Source organism: Pseudomonas sp. JS425 (assembly GCF_018223845.1).
Lineage (GTDB): Bacteria > Pseudomonadota > Gammaproteobacteria > Pseudomonadales > Pseudomonadaceae > Aquipseudomonas > Aquipseudomonas asiatica.
In genome coordinates this window covers 2,939,491-2,958,708 of record NZ_CP073661.1, presented here as the reverse complement: position 1 = coordinate 2,958,708, position 19,218 = coordinate 2,939,491, and the positions used below count along the sequence as shown (strand labels likewise).

Sequence of the window (19,218 nt, the reverse complement as noted above, 5' to 3'; positions counted from 1 at the left end):
GGCAAATATCATCTAGGCTGTCGCCTGGGAGTAATCTGGCCGAGACCAGCAGGGAGGGACCCATGGAGCTACCCGTTACCGATGGCGCAGCAGACAAGCCGGTGATACTTCTGGTTGACGACGAGCCCTCGATTCTCAGCAGCCTTCGTCGTCTACTTCGCAACCAACCCTACGAACTCCTCCTTGCCGAAAGCGGTGCCGACGCCCTGCAACTGCTCCAACAACGCCCGATCAATCTGGTGATGAGTGATGCGCGCATGCCAAACATGGACGGGGCAACGCTGTTGGCCCACGTACATGAGCGCTTTCCCGATACGTTGCGCATCCTGCTTACGGGTTACGCTGACACGGACACCATCGCAAAAGCCATCAATGATGGGCACATCTATCGTTACATCAGCAAACCCTGGAATGATGAAGAACTGTTGGTCACTCTGCGCCAGGCATTGGCCCACCAGCATTCGGAAAGCGAGCGAAAGCGCCTGGAACAACTGACTCAGTTACAGATCAAGCAACTCAAGGCGCTTAACGAAAGCCTTGAACAGCGTGTAGTGGCGCGCACCGCCGAGCTGCAGCAAACTGCCGACATGCTTGACCTTGCCTATGAAGAACTCAAGCGCAGTTACGTGACCACCACCGAGTTCTTTTCGCAGTTAGGCAACATGCGTCTGCCCAAGGCCAAGCAGACCAACCGGCAAGTCATAGAATTGATACGGGTGTATTGCACCAGCCATGGACTGGACGAAGGTACCTGTCGCAACCTGACCATGGCTGCAGCCCTCTACAACATCGGCAAGATGAGCTGGACCGACAACATGCTCACCTGCCCCGCCGATCTCATACCTCCACCAGAGCGCGAACTGTACCGGTCATACCCGAAACAGAGCGAAGCACTGGTCATGACCCTGGAGCCAATAAAAGAGGCTGCACAACTCATACTTCACCACCAGGAACGCTGGGATGGCAGCGGTTTTCCGGGCCACCTGAAGGGCGCGGCAATTCCACTGGGCGCCCGCTGGTTGAAAATGGCCGTGGATTTCATCGAATTGCAGCGCGGACTGGTCCTGGATCGCCAGCTCAATAGCGATGAGGCACTGCTCTACATACGCAAGCATGCTGGAAAGCTGTATGACCCAGATCTGGTGGAAGACTTCGTCAATGTCTGTGCCGCGTACATGCGCGACATTACCTTGACCGACCCGGCGATCAAGGTATTGAGCACGCACGAACTGGCGGATGGCATGATACTGGCGCGCAACCTCAACGCCGACAACGGCATGCTGCTATTGAATGCCGGCAAGGTACTAAACGGTGCGCTGGTGAAAAAACTGATTGCCTTCGAAGAAATGGAAGGTGGCAGATACAGCGTGTTCGTCAGGGTTCCCGAGCAGGCAGACAGCCTGCAGCCATCGCCCGCAACGGCAGGCTGACCCCGTTGCGGGTAGGTGCTGAAATCCGTTGGTCATGCATCGTGGCATGCTGGGTGCCTGGCCGTCTCCGTATGACTGCCGGCACTACTACCAGCCAACGGCTATCCTTCAGGTTTCGGTAGGAGGGCGTATGTGCGGAAGGCTCAGCCAGTACCGTGGCATACATGACTTCGTTGAAACCCTGAGCCTGCCAGAGGCCTGGCGGAACAACGTCGGCGACCAGCCGCTTGGCCGGTACAACATCGCGCCGACCACGCCGGTGGCAGTACTGCGGATGGATGACGCAGGCCCACGAGCGGACCTGGTGAGGTGGGGATGGCGACCGCACTGGGCGAATGATCGCGCTGCGCCGATCAACGCCCGCGTCGAGAAGGTGGCGCATGGCCCATTCTTCCGGGCGATCTGGCCGCACCGGGCCATCACCCCAATCGACGGCTGGTACGAATGGGTTGATGAAGGTGGGCCGAAGAAGCAGCCGTACTACATCCGCCGCCAGGATGGGCGCCCTGCCCTTTGCGCCTCGATCGGCCAGTTCACCGGCACAGAGCACGACGGGTTCGTCATCATTACCGCCGACGCTCAGGGCGGAATGGTCGACGTTCACGACCGCCGGCCTGTCGTGTTGTCGCCAGAACTGGCGTACGAGTGGATCGCGGCAGCAATGCCGAGCGAGCGCGCAGAACAACTGGTGCTCAACCTGGGTGAGCCGGCCGAAGCCTTCGAGTGGTACCGGGTGGGTATCGCCGTGGGGAATGTGCGTAACCAAGGTGCCGAGCTGATAACTCCGCTTCCGTGAACAGGAGGCAAAGCCTTGAAACAGGATACGGAGCGTCGAAGGCAGGCAAGGCCTTTCGCCGAATCGCCGTTCGTCTTCCTGCCCGGATCAAGATGAAAAACACGTATAACCTGCACCATCAATAGCGCCCGATCGTCAAGGGTCCGGGGATCAGATACCGCCCCCGTATAACTGCCGTCGCACCTATGCGACAATGTGCTCAATGTCTGGTCTCAACCCCGCATTCATCGCCCATCAGCTCGGGCATAGCGTGCAGATGCTCTTATCGACTCATGCGCGCTGGATTAACTCGTCCAACGACTGGCAGGAGCTGGAAAAGCTCCCGATTGGTCCAGAATGGGTCCGACGCTGCGAAGAAGTCACGTAAGTTATTGATAGGTAAGTCTCTTGATCTCCACCGCCAACATCACCATGCAGTTCGGCTCCAAGCCGCTGTTCGAAAACGTTTCCGTCAAATTCAACAACGGCAACCGCTACGGCCTGATCGGCGCCAACGGTTGCGGCAAGTCGACCTTCATGAAGATCCTCGGCGGTGACCTGGAGCCGTCCGGCGGCCAGGTCATGCTCGAGCCGAACACGCGCCTGGGCAAGCTGCGCCAGGACCAGTTCGCCTACGAGGAATTCACCGTGATCGACACGGTGATCATGGGCCACGGCCAGCTGTGGAAGGTCAAGGCCGAGCGCGATCGCATCTACTCGCTGCCGGAAATGACCGAGGAAGACGGCATGGCCGTCGCCGAACTGGAAACCGAATTCGCCGAGATGGACGGCTACACCGCCGAATCACGCGCCGGTGAACTGCTGCTGGGCCTGGGTATTCCGCTGGAACAGCACTTCGGCCCGATGAGCGAGGTGGCTCCGGGCTGGAAGCTGCGTGTCCTGCTGGCCCAGGCGCTGTTCTCGGACCCGGACGTACTGCTGCTCGACGAGCCGACCAACCACCTGGACATCAACACCATCCGCTGGCTGGAGAACATCCTCACCGCGCGCAACAGCACCATGGTGATCATTTCCCACGACCGGCACTTCCTCAACAGTGTCTGCACCCACATGGCCGACCTGGACTACGGCGAGCTGCGCGTGTTCCCGGGCAACTACGACGAGTACATGACCGCTGCCACCCAGGCCCGCGAGCAGCTGCTGTCGGACAACGCCAAGAAGAAAGCCCAGATCGCCGAACTGCAGACCTTCGTCAGCCGCTTCTCGGCCAACGCCTCCAAGGCCAAGCAGGCCACCTCGCGGGCCAAGCAGATCGACAAGATCCAGCTGGCCGAGGTCAAGCCGTCGAGCCGGGTGAGCCCGTTCATCCGCTTCGAGCAGACCAAGAAACTGCACCGCCAGGCTGTTACCGTCGAAAAAATGGCCAAGGCCTTCGACGACAAGGTGCTGTTCAAGGACCTGGGCTTTACCATCGAGGCTGGCGAGCGCGTGGCGATCATCGGCCCCAACGGTATCGGCAAGACCACCCTGCTGCGCACCCTGGTCGGTGAAATGACCCCGGACAAGGGTGAAGTGAAGTGGACCGACAGCGCCGAAGTGGGCTACTACGCCCAGGACCACGCCCACGACTTCGAAGACGACATGACCCTGTTCGACTGGATGGGCCAGTGGACCTCCGGCGAGCAGGTGATCCGCGGCACCCTCGGGCGCATGTTGTTCTCCAACGACGAGATCCTCAAGTCGGTGAAGGTGATTTCCGGTGGTGAGCAAGGCCGCATGCTGTTCGGCAAGCTCATCCTGCAGAAGCCGAACGTGCTGGTGATGGACGAGCCGACCAACCACCTGGACATGGAATCGATCGAAGCGCTGAACCTGGCGCTGGAGAACTACCCGGGCACCCTGCTGTTCGTCAGCCATGACCGTGAGTTCGTGTCTTCGCTGGCCACGCGCATCATCGAGCTGTCGGCTGATGGCGTGGTGGACTTCAGCGGTACCTACGACGATTACCTGCGTAGCCAGGGTGTGCTGGTCTGATTGATGGAGCGGCCTGGCCATCTTGTATGGCTGGGCCGGCCTCTTCGCGGGTAAACCCGCTCCCACAGGGGCTGCGTAGCACTTGAGGCCTATGCAAATCCTGTGGGAGCGGGCGAGCCCGCGAATGACGATTACCTGCGTAGCCAGGGTGTGCTGGTCTGATTGATGGGGCGGCCTGGCCATCTTGTATGGCTGGGCCGGCCTCTTCGCGGGCATGCCCGCTCCCACAGGGGCTGCGTAGCATTTGAGGCCTATGCACATCCTGCAGGAGCGGGCTCGCCCGCGAAGAATTCACCGCCGATCCCACGGGCTGGCACTGCCCGACGATTAATTCGTTAGCCTGCTTTCATTTCCTTCGCGCAACGGCCATGATGGGGCCACGCCCAACCGCCCGCCCGCGAACGAGCCCATGACCGCGCAACAACCCGCCCCCGCCAGTAACACGCTGCAAATCACCCTGCAGATCCTGTCGATCGTTTTCTACACCTTCATCGCCTTCCTCTGCATCGGCCTGCCGATCGCCGTGCTGCCCAGCCATGTGCACGACCAGCTGGGGTTTGGCGCGGTGGTCGCCGGGCTGACCATTGGCCTGCAATACCTGGCCACGCTACTCAGCCGCCCGTTTGCCGGGCGCGTGGCCGATACCCTGGGGGGCAAGCAGGCCATTCGCTTCGGTTTGCTGGGGATTGCCGGCTGCGGGGTGTTGACCCTGCTCTCGGCCTGGACCCTGACGCTACCGCTGCTTAGCCTGGCGCTGTTGCTCGGCGGGCGCCTGCTGCTGGGCGTCGCCCAAGGGCTGATCGGCGTGGCCACGCTGAGCTGGGGCATCAGCCAGGTCGGGCCCGAACACACCGCCAGGGTGATTTCGTGGAACGGTATCGCCTCCTATGGCGCCATCGCCATTGGTGCCCCCTTGGGTGTACTGGCCGTCGACGGACTGGACTTCAGCGTGCTGGGGCCGGCATTGCTGGTGCTGGCGGTATCTGCCCTGCTGGTACTGCGCAAGCGGCCGGACGTGGTGGTGGTGCGCGGCGAGCGCCTGCCCTTCTGGTCGGCCTTCGGCCGGGTCGCACCGTGCGGTCTGGGCCTGACCCTTGCCTCTATCGGCTACGGTACCCTGACCACCTTCGTCACCCTGTATTACCTGGAGCGCGGCTGGGTGGGCGCAGCCTGGTGCCTGAGTGCGTTTGGCGTGTGTTTCATCATTTCCCGGCTGCTGTTCGTCAATGCGGTCAACCGCTTTGGTGGCTACAACGTGGCGGTCGCGTGCATGGCCACCGAAGTGCTCGGCCTGAGCCTGCTGTGGCTGGCACCGTCGCCGCCGTGGGCGCTGATCGGTGCCGGGCTTACCGGTTTCGGGCTATCGCTGGTGTACCCGGCGCTGGGGGTTGAAGCGATCAAGCAGGTACCCAGCAGTAGCCGTGGTGCAGGGCTGGGGGCCTACGCCGTGTTCTTCGACATGGCCCTGGCCATCGCCGGGCCGGTGATGGGCGCAGTGGCCGCACATCTGGGCTATGCCTCGATCTTCTGTGTGGCCGCCCTGCTCGCCCTGGCCGGTGTCGGCCTAACGCTGTTGCTGGCGCGGCGCGCCACTCGCGGCTGAACGCTCGGCCGGCTCCGGCGCGCCCAACGCCTGGCTGAAGAACACCGCGGCTTCCTGCTGCAGGGAATGGTGGATGTGCCGGCGGTCCACGCCTGCGGCGTCCTTGCACAGCGCCGGCATCCGCACGGACTGCTCGGCATCGCAATGGGCCATGAACACGAAGTGCCCGGCGCCGGCCAGCAGGCGATAGTCCGGTGTGACCGGCAATTTGCGGGCCAGGGCTTCGGCGTTGCGGTCCACCGCCACCAGCTGGTCGCTGTCGCCACTGTAGATCAGCGCCGGCACCTGCACCCCGGCCAGGGCATGGCGCCCGAACAGCAGGCTGAGAGGTGCCATCAGCATCACGGCCCCCACCCGTTGGTCGGCCTCTGGCACCAGCTCGCTGCGGTCGGCAATCAGTACACCGTGGGTCTTGCAGGCGTCGGCGTCGTCAGGGCGCTCCAGGCAGTACTTGCGCAGGCGGTCCAGGTCCGGGCGCGCGCCTGAGAGGATCAAGGCAGTTTCACCACCGGCCGAGTAGCCGATCACCCCAACCTTGCCACCGTTCAGGTAAGGCCCCAGCAAGGCATCATCGCGGGCGGCCGTAATTGCAGCACTCACTTGCAGCGGCCGGCCGTACAGGTTGCTCAGGGTGCCCAGGCGGCTGTGGTCGCGGGCGTTGTCGCCGGGGTGCACCACCGCCACCACGATAAAACCCTGGCGCGCCAGCGACGTCGCCAGGTAGTGCAAGGCCAGCGGGCTGCCGGTATTGCCGTGGGACAGCACCAGCAACGGGAACTGGCCCAATGCTACCGGCCCCTCTTCACTCACATCGACCGGGTAGCCGTCTATCCGGCTGCTGCGGGTCTTGCCAATGGCCGGGTAGAACGCCAGCGCCTGCATGGGCCGGGCGTCGACCGGGTCGGCCAACGTCATGTGATGCAGGCCGGCAACCCAGGGTGCGGCCTCGGCATGGGCCAGAAGGCTACCGAGCAGGGCCAGTGCCAGCATGCAGCGAGAGTGAGTCATCGGCCGGCGGTTCCTTGCAGGGCGAAGAGATAGCCCAGCATAGAACCGGCCTGGGCTGCACAGGATGAAACCTGAATGAAACCGAAGTCATGCACTTCACGCCCGCGCCCTATGCATTTGCGCTTTTCGTCGAACCCGTGGCATAGATGCAGGTCCACGTCTCTACGTGACCGTTTCGCGCCATTTAAGGAGATTCACGCATGAGCAAGCCCGCCTACGTGCCACCCAAAGTCTGGCGCAACGACGCCGCATCCGGTGGCCAGTTCGCCAGCATCAACCGCCCGGTTGCCGGCCCGACTCACGACAAGGACCTGCCGCAGGGCAAGCACCCGCTGCAGCTGTACTCCCTGGCCACGCCCAATGGCGTGAAGGTCACCATCGCCCTCGAAGAGCTGCTTGCCCTGGGCCACCTTGGTGCCGAGTACGATGCCTGGTTGATCCGCATTGGCGAGGGCGACCAATTCTCCAGCGGCTTTGTCCAGGTAAACCCCAACTCGAAGATCCCTGCCCTGCTCGACCGCAGCGTCGAGCCGCCGGTGCGGGTGTTCGAGTCGGGTTCGATCCTGCTGTACCTGGCGGAAAAGTTCGGTGCCTTGCTGCCGAAAGCGCCAGCTGCACGCACCGAAAGCCTGAACTGGCTATTCTGGCAAATGGGCGCGGCGCCATACCTGGGCGGGGGCTTTGGCCACTTCTATGTGTATGCGCCAGAAAAGTTCGAGTACGCGATCAACCGCTTCACCATGGAAGCCAAACGTCAGCTGGATGTGCTCGACCGGCGCCTGGCCGAAAGCCGCTACCTGGGCGGCGAGGAATACAGCATCGCCGACATTGCCGTGTGGCCTTGGTATGGCCAGCTGGTGCGCGGCAACCTGTATGGCGCGGCGGAGTTCCTGGCGGTGGACGAGTACAAGCATGTGCAGCGCTGGGCCGAGGAGATTGCCTTGCGCCCGGCGGTGCAGCGTGGCACACGGGTGAACCGGACCTGGGGGGATGAGGCCAGCCAGGTGCCGGAGCGGCATGCAGCGGCAGACCTGGACGAATAACACGGCCTCTTGTGGGAGCGGGTTTACCCGCGAATACCGGCGTAGCTGGTGCCATCCACCGCAGCGCCTGCTTCGCGGGCATGCCTGCTCCCACAAGGCTCGGGCACGGCCGAGGGCTGCTGCTCAGCGAATCTGGTGCTTGTGCAGCAACCGATAGAAAGTCGGCCGCGATATACCTAGCACCTTGGCCGCCACACTCATGTTGTCACTGTGCCGGCTGAGTACATCGCACAGCGCCTGACGCTCGGCTCGGTGCTTGTACTCTTCCAGCGTGCCCAGCGGTTGCTGTACCTGGTCCAGGGGCTGCAACCCAAGGTCCTGTGCCTCGATTTGCCGGCCTTCTGCGAGCACCAGCCCGCGCCTTACCCGGTTGGCCAACTCGCGGACATTGCCCGGCCAGTCATGCCGGCCCATGGCCGCCAGGGCATGCTCGCTGAACGAGCGCGGTCGACGCCCGGTTTCAAGACTGTAGAAATGGGCAAAATGACTGGCCAGCATCGACAGGTCGCCATGCCGGTCTCGCAATGGTGCGGTCACCACCTGCAACACGTTCAGGCGATAATACAGGTCTTCACGAAAGCGCCCTTGCTCGATGGCCCTTTCCAGGTCCACGTGGGTAGCCGCCAGCACCCTGACATCCACCGGGATCGGCTGGCTGCCCCCCACGCGCTCGATGTGCTTTTCCTGCAGAAAGCGCAGCAGGTTGGCCTGCAACTCCAGCGGCAAATCGCCAATTTCGTCGAGAAACAGCGTGCCACCATTAGCCGCTTCGATGCGCCCGGCCTTGCGCTGATGAGCACCCGTGAAAGCGCCCTTTTCATGGCCGAACAGTTCCGACTGGATCAGGTGCTCGGGGATTGCCCCGCAGTTGATGGCAATGAACGGTTGCTCGCTGCGTTGCGACTGGCGATGCAGGGTGCGGGCCACCAGTTCCTTGCCGGTGCCGCTTTCTCCACAGATCAGCACCGGCGATTCAGTGGGCGCCAGCTTGCCCAGCAGCTTGCGCAGTTCGCGGATCGGGCGGCTATCACCGAGCAGTTCGTGGCTTGCTTCATCCACCCTCGCCATCCCTTTGCCGCGCAGGCGCGCCATTCCGAAGGCCCGACCCAGCGTGACCTGAACGCGGGAAACGTCGAACGGCAAGGTGTGGAAGTCAAAGAACCATTCACAAACAAAATCGCCGACGGCCGGCATACGCAGTTGTTCGGCGCTGAGCACGGCAATCCATTCGGTGTTGCTGCGTTTGATCAAGTCCTTGACCCCGTCCGGGCGCCTCAGGTGTGACGCCTGCAAGCGCAACAGGCCCACATCGCAAGGGTGATCCAACGCGGCGCCGAGCATGCAGCTGTGCACATCCCAGCCTGCGCTGCGCAATCCGGGTAACAAACGATGGCAGTCATCGCAGGGGTCGACGATGAGCAAACGGCGTTGGGCGGCAGGCTGCTGCATGACCAATCCTTGGCGCCAGTTTTCAGTTTTTTGAAATAAAACAGTAAGTTGTGGCGCCCGATTAACAGTAGCAACTAAGTTGACGGTTCCCAGTACCGTCTGTCTGCCGAATCATTTTTTTACAATGCGTGACGGGAATTTTCGCACTTTATCGACATCACATGGCGGCATGGGCAAGAACGGATTCGACCCTGGCAAAATTTTTTACAACCAATGTGTGACTCGCCCCCGGACAACGAGCATCAGTACACATAACCCCGCGCTGCACTTCGCGATAACCGAGGCGACTTCGAAGCAACGCGGACTTTAACTGGATGTTTGGGACCATAGAGAGACCGAACCATGAATGCCCCGCTCCGTGTCAACGAAGCACTGCTGATTGCCGACCACGCCTTCGAACCTTTCCAGTGCGTAGCCTGGGATGCACCCAACGGTACTGGTGAACTGAGCCTGGCAGTGATCGACCGGACCAGCACCCGCATCGGCAGCAAGCAAGTGTCTTCGCGCATCTATTCCGACCCGGCCCAGTGGGCCAGCCTGATCGAGGAAGTGCGCGCCGAGCTGTGCGAAAAAGGTTACGACCTGCAGCCGTGGTCAATGCCGAAATAATATCGGCCGGCAAACCAAGTGCGTGCGTCGCCACGCACTTGTACAACTTCCGGGTTGCTGTTCTGGCAACTTTTTCTTATTGCGGCATAGTGTCGCACCGGTGCTTTTTCAATCCACCAACCTGAACTGTTGCAGGTGCTGGTAATCCGCCTGAAGTTGCTGCGCCAGGCGCTGCGCACGGCCCAGGCGCACCGGCGCCAGTTCCATGTCCACCAACAGAGTGGCGCACGGCATCGGCTGCACGGTATTCCAGTGTTGCAGGCGACCGTCGGTGAACACCAGGCAGCGTAACGCTTCTTCGGGGTGGGCCCGTTGCCGATCCTGCAACCAGTGCCGAGCCTGCTCCAGTGCAGCGATCAACGGCGTGCCACCACCAGCTCCCAAGGCTTGCAGCCACGGTTGCAAGGCGGCCGAGGCCTTCAGGCCGTGGCGCTGCCACTGCGGTGAGCGCCCGCTGGCGGTAAGCAGGGCCAACCGGGCACGTTGGCGGTAGGCTTGGTCGAATAGCGCCGCCAGCAGCCCTTTGGTTTGCGCCAACGCCTGGTGGCGACGGGTCGAGGCCGAAGCATCGACGATTACCAGCCACAGTTCTGCGGGCCTGGCTTGGCGTTGCTGCAAGCACAGGTCCTGGCGCTGGCGTGGCCGCCCCTTGAGCAGGGTCGGCAACCAGGCCACCCGCCCGGCCGCAGCACTGCGCGCCCGGCCTCGGCTGGCACCGTATTGCTTACCTGCGCCTGCGTTGGCATCCGCCCCTTTGGCAGGTGACTGGGGGATGCTCAGGGCTTTTTTGCCCAGTTCGGCACCTCGCGGCGAGCGCCGCTGGCCACAGGCTGCGCCGGCATTGCGCCCCAGTCGCCCTGCCCGCCCTGTTCGCCAGGGTTGCCCGCGTCTTGTCGACCGGGTTGCTGTTCAGGCTGCTGCGGCGCCGCAGGCGGGTTGGCCTGGGGCGAAACGCGGCGGCGATGGCGCAAGGCGAACTCGGCCACTGCATCGACATCGGCCTCCTCGATGGCCTCGCCACCACGCCACGCACAGTGGGCGCGTGCGGCGCGCAGCCAGACCAGATCGGCGCGCAACCCGTCGACCCCAGCGGCATAGCAGCGTTCGGTGATCCAGGCCAGTGCCTGGTCGTCCAGGGCAATGCCGGCCAGGGCCTGACGCGCCGCCTGGCAGCGCTCGCGCAATTGCGCCTGGGCCTCGGCCCATTGCGCGCAAAAGGCCTGCGGGTCGCTGTCGAAGGCCAGACGGCGGCGAATGATCTGTTGGCGCGCCTCAGGTTCGGGCAAGCCTTCCAGAGCCACATTGAGGCCAAAGCGGTCGAGCAACTGCGGGCGGAGTTCGCCCTCCTCCGGGTTCATGGTGCCGATCAGTACGAAGCGGGCACTGTGCCGGTGCGAGATGCCGTCGCGCTCGATACGGTTGGTGCCACTGGCCGCCACATCGAGCAACAGGTCGACGAGGGTGTCGGGCAGCAGGTTGACCTCATCGACATACAGCACGCCACCATCGGCCTGGGCCAGTACCCCTGGGGAGAACTGCGCCTTGCCCTGCCCCAGTGCGGCATCCAGGTCGAGGGTGCCGACCAGCCGCTCTTCGCTGGCGCCCAGTGGCAGGGTCACGAACGGGCCCTCACCGAGCAGGTCGGCCAAGCCACGGGCCAGAGTACTCTTGGCCATGCCACGTGGCCCCTCGATCAGCACGCCGCCGATCTTCGGGTCGATTGCGGTCAGGCACAGCGCCAGTTTCAGGTCATCGGCACCGACCACGGCTGCCAGTGGAAATTGCACGGGTTCACTCATTTCAAGCCTGTTCCTCGCCGTCGAGCAGTTGTTCCTCGAGGGCCTCGCGGTAGTCACCCGGTGCCTGCCACAGACCGCGCTGCTGGGCCTCCAGCAAACGCTCGGTAAGGTCGCGCAGGGCCTCGGGGTTGTGCTCGCGCATGAAGTCGCGGGTCGCCGGGTCGAGCACGTAGGCATCGGCCAGCGCCTGGTAATGATGGTCGTCGATCAGTTCCGTGGTGGCGTCGAAGGCGAACAGGTTGTCGACCGTCGCCGCCATCTCGAAGGCGCCCTTGTAGCCGTGGCGCTTGGCCCCGTCGATCCATTTCGGGTTCAGCGCCCGGGCGCGGATGACCCGGTTCAGCTCTTCCTTGAGGGTACGGATGCGCGGCCGGTCGGCCTGGCTATGGTCGCCGTGATAACTGGCAACTGCCGCACCGGACAAGGTTTCCGACGCCGCCAGCATGCCACCCTGGAACTGGTAATAGTCGTTGGAATCGAGCAGGTCGTGTTCGTGGTTGTCCTGGTTCTGCAGCACCGCCTGCACCTTGGCCAGGCGCTGGGTGAACTGGGCTCGGGCCGGGGTTCCGTCGTCGCTGGCGCCGTAGGCATAGCCGCCGTGATTGAGGTAGACCTCGGCCAGGTCGTCGCGGCTGTGCCACAGGCGCCCGTCGATGGCGTTCTGCACCCCCGCGCCGTAGGCCCCTGGTTTGGCACCGAACACCCTCCAGCCAGCCTGGCGCGCGGCCTGCTCGGCGTCCACGCCCTGCGCCTGCAGCGCGGCACGCTCGCTACGCACGCGGGCGGCCAGGGGGTTGAGATCGTCGGGCTCATCCAGCGCGGCCACGGCCTGCACTGCGGCATCGAACAGGCGGATGAGGTTGCCGAAGGCATCACGGAAAAAGCCGGAAACGCGCAAGGTCACATCCACCCGCGGGCGGTCGAGCAGGCTGAGTGGCAGGATCTCGAAATCGTCTACCCGCTGGCTGCCCGTGGCCCACACCGGACGCACGCCCATCAGCGCCATGGCCTGGGCGATGTCATCACCGCCGGTACGCATGGTTGCCGTGCCCCACACCGAAAGACCGAGCTGGCGCAGGTGATCGCCGTGGTCCTGCAGATGGCGCTCCAGGATTAGGTTGGCGGAGGCGAAGCCCAGGCGCCAGGCGGTGGTGGTGGGCAGGTTGCGCACGTCCACGGTATAGAAGTTGCGACCGGTGGGCAGCACGTCCAGGCGACCACGACTGGGTGCGCCACTGGGGCCGGCGGGCACGAAACGCCCGGCCAGCGCCGCCAGCAGGCCATCCATTTCGGCGCTGCCGCAGGCGTCCAGGCTGGGTGCCACCGATTCTCGCAGCGTCCGTACCACATCGTGCACCGGCTGCCATTCGCTCTGGGCAGGTAAATGCACGGTGCCGCACAGCGCCTGGTCGATCAACTGCAGCGCCAACAGTTCGAGGCGTTCGCGGGTATCGCCACAGGTGCGCCAAGGCTCGCTGCTCATGGCCTGCAGTTGGTCCGGGCGTGGCCCTTGCCACGGCTGGCCAAGTTCGCAATCGAGCGGATCGAAGCCTGGCACCAGCGCCTTGGCCAGGGCCCGCAACAGGCTGGCATTGCCACCGCGACCGTCGCCACGCTCGACCCGTAACAGCGCCAGCAAGGTATCCAGCCGCAGCCGGCCTTCCGGGGACTGGCCGAACACATGCAGGCCATCGCGAATCTGCGATTCCTTCAGGTCGCACAGGTAGGTATCCAGGCGTGGCAGCCACACGGCGGCATCGTCCAGTTGGCCTTCCAGCTGCAGTTCGCGGTCGATGTGGTTGGCCTTGACCAGTTCGAGAATGTCGCGCTGCAACTCGCGAGCGCGCCGCGGGTCGAGCAGCTGCGCTTCGTAGAACTCGTCGGCCAATTGCTCCAGGTGGCGCAACGGGCCATAGGTTTCGGCACGGGTCAGCGGCGGCATCAGGTGGTCGATGATCACTGCCTGGGTGCGGCGCTTGGCCTGGGCGCCCTCGCCCGGGTCGTTGACGATGAACGGATAGATGTTCGGCAGCGGGCCGAGCAAGGCGTCCGGCCAGCACTGCGCCGACAACCCGACGCCCTTGCCGGGCAGCCATTCGAGGTTGCCGTGCTTGCCGACATGGATCACCGCGTCGGCGGCAAAGGCATGGCGCAGCCAGAAGTGAAATGCCAGATAGCCGTGCGGCGGTACCAGGTCCGGGTCGTGGTACACCGCGCTGGGGTCCACCTGGTAACCGCGCGCCGGCTGGATGCCGACAAAGGTCAAGCCAAAGCGCAGGCCGGCCACCATCAGCCGGCCACTGCGGTACATCGGGTCCTGCTGCGGCGGCCCCCAGCGTTCCAGCACGGCCTGGCGGTTTGCCTCTGGCAGGCGCTCGAAGGCAGCCTGGTAGTCGGCCAGGCTCAGGCTCTGCGCGCAGGGGCGCAGGTCCAGATGGTCGAGGTCGTTGGTCACGCCACCGAGCAACTGATGGATCAGCTGCGTGCCGCTGCCCGGCAAGTCGGCCAGCGGATAGCCTTCGGCCTGCAGGGCCTTGAGGATGTTCAGCGCGGCCGCTGGCGTGTCCAGGCCAACGCCGTTGCCAATGCGGCCATCCCGGGTCGGGTAGTTGGCCAGCACCAGGGCCACGCGCTTTTGCGTATTTGGCAGGCGCGCCAGTTCGACCCAGCGGCGGGCCAGTTCGGCGACAAAGTCCATGCGCTCGGGGTGGGCGCGGTAGCAGACCACGTCGGACTGGCTGCGCTCGCTGCGCCAGGCCATGTCCTTGAAACTGACCGGGCGGGTGATGATGCGCCCGTCCAGTTCTGGCAAGGCAATGTGCATGGCCAGATCACGCGCCCCCAGGCCCTGCTCGCTGGCTTCCCAGCCGGGCTGGTTGTCTTGCGCGCAGATGGCCTGCAGCACCGGGATGTCGCGACGGAACGGGCGCAGGTTGGGGCGCTCGGGGCTGGACAGGGCAAAGCCGGTGGTGTTGACCAGCACTTCGGCCCCCACCTCGTCCAGCCAGGCTTCGACCTGTTCCAGGCAGGCGCTTTCCTTGAGGCTGGCCACGGCGATCGGCAATGGGTTGAGCCCGGCCGCCTGCAGGCGCTGGCAGAACACATCGATGAACGCGGTGTTGGCCGCCTGCAGGTGCGAGCGGTAGAACAACAGTGGTGCCACCGGCTGCTCGGGGTGCCACTGCGTGTACCAATCCTCCAGCGTGGCGCTGCCCTTGGCCGGGTGATACACGGCAGTGCGCGGCAGCGGCTGCGGCTCGTCCCAGGCATAGTCGCGGCCCAGCCACTGGCTGGCCAGGCAGTTGAACAGGTTGATGGCATTGGCCTTGCCGCCCTGGCGCAAGTAGTGCCAGAGGCGTTCGGCCTGCTCGCCGCTGACACTGCCCAGGCTGGTCAGCTCCGGGTCCGGGCGGTCGTCACCCGGCACCAGGATCAGCTGCACGCCACGTCCGGCCAGCTCGACCAACTGCTCGACGCCATAGCGCCAGTAGCCGACGCCACCGTGCAGCGACACCAGGATGACCTTGGCATGGCGCAGCACCTGGTCGACGTACAGGTCGACCGAGGCATGGTTCTGGACCTGCATCGGGTTGGCCAGGCGCAGGCTGGGGTAATCCTCGGGCAATTGCTCGGCGGTATCGGCGAGCAATGCCAGGTGCGAATCGCCGCTGCAGAGAATCACCAGCTCGGCGGGCGTCTGGCCGAGGTCGGCAATGCTGTCATCCGGCACGAAGCCGCCGGGCTGGGTCCGCAGCAGGTGCATGGGTCAGGCGCCCAGTGCCTGGCGCAGGCGCGCTTCCAGCTGGGCGGCGTCAAGGTCCTGGCCAATCAGCACCAGGCGTGTGATGCGCGGCTCGTCGGCGCGCCAGGCGCGGTCGAAGTGCTTGTCGAAACGGGTACCCACGCCTTGCACCAGCAGGCGCATCGGTTTGCCCGGGATGGCAGCGAAGCCTTTGGCGCGCAGGATGCCGAACTCCACCACCAGCTGGGTCAGGGCATCGAGCAGCAGGCTTTCGTCGGCTTCGGGCAGGTCGATGGAGATGGAGTCGAAGGCGTCGTGGTCATGATCGTCATGGTCATCACCGTCATGGTGGGAATCATGGTGGGTACGGCGACCATCGATGTGCGCCTCGGACTCGGCGCCCACACCCAGCAACACCTCCAGCGGCAGCTTGCCGCTGCTGGCCTCGACAACCTTGACCGCCGGAGGCAGTTCTTCGGCCACCTCGGTGCGGACCTTGGCCAGGCCTTCGGCGTCGATCAGGTCGGCCTTGTTCAGCACCACCAGGTCGGCACTGGCCAACTGGTCGGCGAACAGTTCGTGCAGTGGCGACTCGTGGTCCAGGTTGGGGTCGAGCTTGCGCTGGGCATCGACCTGGTCCGGGTAGGCGGCGAAGGTGCCGGCGGCCACCGCAGGGCTGTCGACCACAGTGATCACCGCGTCGACGGTGCAGGCATTGCGGATTTCTGGCCACTGGAAGGCTTGCACCAGCGGTTTGGGCAGCGCCAGGCCGCTGGTTTCGATGAGGATATGGTCCAGGTCGCCACGGCGTGCCACCAACTCGCGCATCACCGGGAAGAACTCTTCCTGCACGGTGCAGCACAGGCAGCCGTTGGCCAGTTCGTAGACGCGGCCGGTGGCTTCTTCCTCGGTGCAACCGATGCTGCACTGCTTGAGGATTTCGCCGTCGATGCCCAGCTCGCCGAACTCGTTGACGATTACCGCAATGCGGCGGCCCTGGGCGTTGTCGAGCATGTGGCGCAGCAAGGTAGTCTTGCCCGAGCCGAGGAAGCCGGTGACGATGGTGACGGGGAGCTTGGCCAGTGTTTTCATGTCGCATTGCCCTTGGCAGATTGGCGCGGGCATGCAGGACGACAGCCGCAGGCCAGGCCGGCCGGGCTTGTTCGCCACCGGATCACCCCGCCCGGTTGAAAGTCGAAAACGTGACGAGGCAGGTCTCCTGGCTCGCACCGTTCCATGTGCCCGCTGGTGCAGCGGGCTGGCGGGATGACGCCTTCCCGCGCGCGGGCGCAGTGGCTGTGTCGATCCGTTTCGGTGCTTACAGTTGCGGGGGCAGCCGCGGCTTGTACCGCGTTCCCGTCTTAGCTTCGGCCTGGCCGAAGAACCTCGAGGTGGCAAGGCTACGCAGTGGCTGGCGGGTGGTCAACCATTGCTGTCGGGCTGGCCGACAACAAGTGGTGCAACTGCGTTACAGTGGTGGCTTTGAGCAGCGAGGCCCCCCGGTGAAACCCCTGAACAAGCGCGATATGGCACGCCTGGAGCGTGAACTGGTGGTTTGCCTGACCGAAGCCTGCGAAACCGCCAAGGCGGAGATCGTCGGTTTCAGCTGGCTTACCCATCGTCTCGCGCCCGAGGACTTTCCGGCCAGCCTGCGTATTACCTGGGTGTTCGAGCGAGAGGCCGACAAGGCCGCCGCCGTGGCGGGCGACGCGAAGGTGCGCATGCTGGCACTGACAGGCCTTGCGCTGGAGCAGGCCGGCATTCAGCTGGATCATCCGGCCTGGCATGTGCGGTTTGACAGTGAAGAGGCCTGCCAGCAGAGCCACGGGGGCGACTGGACCAGGCGCTTGATGGGACGCTGAACCAGGGGCATGCGCGGTCCTACAGGTCCAGTGCACGCTTTAAGGGCGACGCCGACCATGTGGCAGCGGGTTTAACCGCGAACACGGGCGAAGCCCGTGCCATCCACCGCGTCACCTGTTTCGTGGGTGAACCCGCTCCTACAGGGCACGCGGCGCACTCGCGGAATCTGTTTTCCCGCGACAACGATGCCTCTATCCGTTAGGCTACGCATTCCCCTGTCACGAGGTGTTCGTCCAATGCGCCATTGATGCCGCCGTCCCTTCGACGGCCAGTCTTCAGCCTCCGGTTCGCTCCGGAGATGTCGCGGCATTTGTGGAGTTGTGCATGACGAACACGTCGATCCTGACGCTGGACAGCGTTTCCTTGGCCTTGCCTGACGGCAGGCTGTTATTTACCAACCTCAGCGAAACCTTCGACCAACGCCGCACCGGCCTGGTCGGGCGCAACGGTGTGGGCAAGAGCCTGCTCGGGCAGGTACTTGCCGGCCAGCGCGAACCAAGCAGCGGCCAGTGTCGGCGCCTTGGGCGCATCCATCTTCTGGACCAGCAGGTGATCGAGCACAGCGCCACGGTCGCCGACCTGGCCCAGGTGGGCGCGGTGCTCGCTGCGCTGGAGCGCATCGAGCAAGGCAGCGTCGCACCCAGTGACTTCGACACCGTCGGCGAACGCTGGGATATCCGCGAGCAATTGCAGGGGCACCTGCAACGCCACGGCCTGGGCCAGCTCGACTGGCACCAGCCCGCCCACAGCCTGAGCGGTGGCCAGGCCATGCGCGTGGCGCTGGTCGGCGCCTGGCTCAGCGAAGCGGACTACCTGATCCTCGACGAACCGAGCAATCACCTGGACAGCAACGCCCGCGCCCAACTGCTGAGCATGATCGAAGCCTGGGACCGGGGCTTGCTGTTGATCAGCCATGATCGCAAACTGCTCGCGCACATGACGCGCATCGTCGAATTGTCCAGCCTGGGCTTGCAGGCCTATGGCGGCAACTACAGCTTTTATTCGGCCCAGAAAGCCAGCCAGACGGCGCTGGCCCAACAGCAACTTGCCCGGCTGAAACAGGAGCAGCAACGCCAGGCGCGCGAACTGCAGCGCCAGCGCGAAGACCTGGAACGTCATCAAGCCCGCGCCGGGCGCAACGCCAGGCACGCCAACCAGGCCAAGATCCTGGTCGACCGCCAGCAGGAACGCAGCCAGGCCACTGCGGGCAAGCAGTGCCGCGACCATCGCGACGCCCGGCAGGCGCTGCAGGGCAAAGTGCGTGACGCCGCTCGCGAAGTCGAGCAGGACTGCGCCATTACCCTGCATGCACCCACGCCGCAGCGCCATCCGGGCCGCGAAGTGCTGGCCTTGCACGCGCTGCACCTACCCCGCGGCACGCGCAAACCATTGAACCTGCGCTTGTGCCTGGGCCAGCGGGTGGGCCTGGTCGGCGCCAATGGCAGTGGCAAGTCCACCCTGCTCAAGCTGATGAACGGCGAGTTGCCAGCACCGCCCGACAGCCTGCGCCTCAGTGGTGAAACCGCCCTGCTCGACCAGCACTGCAGCGCACTACCAGGCCATACCAGCGTGCTCGACCACCTGCACCAGGCAAACCCGACATTGGCCCAGGGCGACTTGCGCAGCCGCCTGGCACAACTTGGCCTGGATGCGGCCCGCATCGAACTGCCCAGCGGCCTGCTCAGCGGCGGTGAACGAATGAAGGCAGCACTGGCCGCCGTGCTGTACCGCGAACGGCCGCTCGACCTGTTGCTGCTGGACGAACCCGGCAACCACCTGGACCTGCCGTCGCTGGCCGCACTGGAGCACATGCTCGGGCAGTTTCGCGGGGCGCTGGTGGTGGCGTCCCACGACCAGGTACTGCTCGACCGGCTGGCGCTGGACGAATACCTGCACTTGTAG

At 64.5% G+C, this 19,218-nt stretch carries 14 protein-coding genes, 1 pseudogene and 1 riboswitch; of the genes and pseudogenes, 9 read left to right on the top strand and 6 right to left on the bottom strand.

The features are described from left to right. The first annotated feature begins 62 nt into the window (after window positions 1-62). From KDB76_RS13740 to KDB76_RS13725, 5 genes and pseudogenes are all read left to right on the top strand, one after another. Complete coding sequence (locus tag KDB76_RS13740) at window positions 63-1,430, top strand: HD domain-containing phosphohydrolase (protein WP_013972514.1); 1,368 nt, start codon at window positions 63-65, stop codon at window positions 1,428-1,430. 130 nt (window positions 1,431-1,560) lie between these two features. Beyond that, complete coding sequence (locus KDB76_RS13735; RefSeq protein WP_013972513.1) at window positions 1,561-2,226, top strand: SOS response-associated peptidase family protein; 666 nt, start codon at window positions 1,561-1,563, stop codon at window positions 2,224-2,226. Between the two features lie 60 nt (window positions 2,227-2,286). Continuing rightward, window positions 2,287-2,593, top strand: a pseudogene (locus tag KDB76_RS29805) (site-specific integrase); the annotation flags it as partial. A gap of 20 nt (window positions 2,594-2,613) precedes the next feature. After that, window positions 2,614-4,200, top strand: coding sequence for an ABC-F family ATPase (locus KDB76_RS13730; RefSeq protein ID WP_013972511.1), 1,587 nt, complete (start codon window positions 2,614-2,616; stop codon window positions 4,198-4,200). Between the two features lie 409 nt (window positions 4,201-4,609). Further along, window positions 4,610-5,803 (top strand): MFS transporter, encoded by a 1,194-nt coding sequence (locus KDB76_RS13725; RefSeq protein ID WP_038409611.1) that lies wholly within the window; start codon window positions 4,610-4,612, stop codon window positions 5,801-5,803. Here the strand turns inward: KDB76_RS13725 and KDB76_RS13720 are convergent. After that, complete coding sequence (locus KDB76_RS13720; protein WP_024087042.1) at window positions 5,765-6,811, bottom strand: dienelactone hydrolase; 1,047 nt, start codon at window positions 6,809-6,811, stop codon at window positions 5,765-5,767. The genes KDB76_RS13725 and KDB76_RS13720 overlap by 39 nt on opposite strands. Before the next feature lie 200 nt (window positions 6,812-7,011). Between KDB76_RS13720 and yghU the strand changes: the two genes are divergently transcribed. Next, window positions 7,012-7,854, top strand: coding sequence for a glutathione-dependent disulfide-bond oxidoreductase (gene yghU / locus KDB76_RS13715; RefSeq protein ID WP_013972508.1), 843 nt, complete (start codon window positions 7,012-7,014; stop codon window positions 7,852-7,854). 123 nt (window positions 7,855-7,977) lie between these two features. Here the strand turns inward: yghU and KDB76_RS13710 are convergent, their stop codons facing one another. Beyond that, window positions 7,978-9,303: a sigma-54 dependent transcriptional regulator gene (locus tag KDB76_RS13710; protein ID WP_013972507.1), complete on the bottom strand. Its 1,326-nt coding sequence runs from the start codon at window positions 9,301-9,303 to the stop codon at window positions 7,978-7,980. A 342-nt stretch (window positions 9,304-9,645) separates the two neighbouring features. On the opposite strand from KDB76_RS13710, the gene KDB76_RS13705 reads away from it, so the two are divergent. Next, window positions 9,646-9,912 (top strand): hypothetical protein, encoded by a 267-nt coding sequence (locus KDB76_RS13705; RefSeq protein ID WP_013972506.1) that lies wholly within the window; start codon window positions 9,646-9,648, stop codon window positions 9,910-9,912. Window positions 9,913-10,020: 108 nt separating this feature from the next. On the opposite strand, the gene KDB76_RS13700 is transcribed toward KDB76_RS13705, so the two are convergent. The 4 genes from KDB76_RS13700 to cobW form a co-directional block, all read right to left on the bottom strand. After that, complete coding sequence (locus KDB76_RS13700; RefSeq protein ID WP_038409610.1) at window positions 10,021-10,587, bottom strand: VWA domain-containing protein; 567 nt, start codon at window positions 10,585-10,587, stop codon at window positions 10,021-10,023. Window positions 10,588-10,688: 101 nt separating this feature from the next. Next, window positions 10,689-11,711: an AAA family ATPase gene (locus tag KDB76_RS13695; RefSeq protein ID WP_015270206.1), complete on the bottom strand. Its 1,023-nt coding sequence runs from the start codon at window positions 11,709-11,711 to the stop codon at window positions 10,689-10,691. Window position 11,712: 1 nt separating this feature from the next. After that, entirely contained in the window at window positions 11,713-15,474 is a 3,762-nt protein-coding gene (gene cobN, locus KDB76_RS13690; protein ID WP_013972503.1) for a cobaltochelatase subunit CobN, read from the bottom strand. 3 nt (window positions 15,475-15,477) lie between these two features. Then, window positions 15,478-16,545: a cobalamin biosynthesis protein CobW gene (cobW, locus tag KDB76_RS13685; protein WP_013972502.1), complete on the bottom strand. Its 1,068-nt coding sequence runs from the start codon at window positions 16,543-16,545 to the stop codon at window positions 15,478-15,480. Window positions 16,546-16,644: 99 nt separating this feature from the next. Further along, window positions 16,645-16,857: riboswitch (cobalamin riboswitch) on the bottom strand. 98 nt (window positions 16,858-16,955) lie between these two features. Here cobW and KDB76_RS13680 point away from each other — a divergent pair. Beyond that, complete coding sequence (locus KDB76_RS13680; protein ID WP_038410433.1) at window positions 16,956-17,315, top strand: hypothetical protein; 360 nt, start codon at window positions 16,956-16,958, stop codon at window positions 17,313-17,315. A gap of 325 nt (window positions 17,316-17,640) precedes the next feature. Then, a complete protein-coding gene (locus tag KDB76_RS13675; RefSeq protein WP_038409609.1) occupies window positions 17,641-19,218 on the top strand; it encodes an ATP-binding cassette domain-containing protein in 1,578 nt (525 codons plus the stop codon).

Bases quoted from the DNA above. Each gene is read 5' to 3' on its own strand.
- KDB76_RS13705 (WP_013972506.1), top strand. From the start codon at position 9,646: ATGAATGCCCCGCTCCGTGTCAACGAAGCACTGCTGATTGCCGACCAC.
- KDB76_RS13725 (WP_038409611.1), top strand. From the start codon at position 4,610: ATGACCGCGCAACAACCCGCCCCCGCCAGTAACACGCTGCAAATCACC.
- KDB76_RS13675 (WP_038409609.1), top strand. From the start codon at position 17,641: ATGACGAACACGTCGATCCTGACGCTGGACAGCGTTTCCTTGGCCTTG.
- KDB76_RS13695 (WP_015270206.1), bottom strand. From the start codon at position 11,711: ATGAGTGAACCCGTGCAATTTCCACTGGCAGCCGTGGTCGGTGCCGAT.
- KDB76_RS13720 (WP_024087042.1), bottom strand. From the start codon at position 6,811: ATGACTCACTCTCGCTGCATGCTGGCACTGGCCCTGCTCGGTAGCCTT.
- KDB76_RS13710 (WP_013972507.1), bottom strand. From the start codon at position 9,303: ATGCAGCAGCCTGCCGCCCAACGCCGTTTGCTCATCGTCGACCCCTGC.
- cobN (WP_013972503.1), bottom strand. From the start codon at position 15,474: ATGCACCTGCTGCGGACCCAGCCCGGCGGCTTCGTGCCGGATGACAGC.
- yghU (WP_013972508.1), top strand. From the start codon at position 7,012: ATGAGCAAGCCCGCCTACGTGCCACCCAAAGTCTGGCGCAACGACGCC.
- KDB76_RS13735 (WP_013972513.1), top strand. From the start codon at position 1,561: ATGTGCGGAAGGCTCAGCCAGTACCGTGGCATACATGACTTCGTTGAA.
- KDB76_RS13740 (WP_013972514.1), top strand. From the start codon at position 63: ATGGAGCTACCCGTTACCGATGGCGCAGCAGACAAGCCGGTGATACTT.
- cobW (WP_013972502.1), bottom strand. From the start codon at position 16,545: ATGAAAACACTGGCCAAGCTCCCCGTCACCATCGTCACCGGCTTCCTC.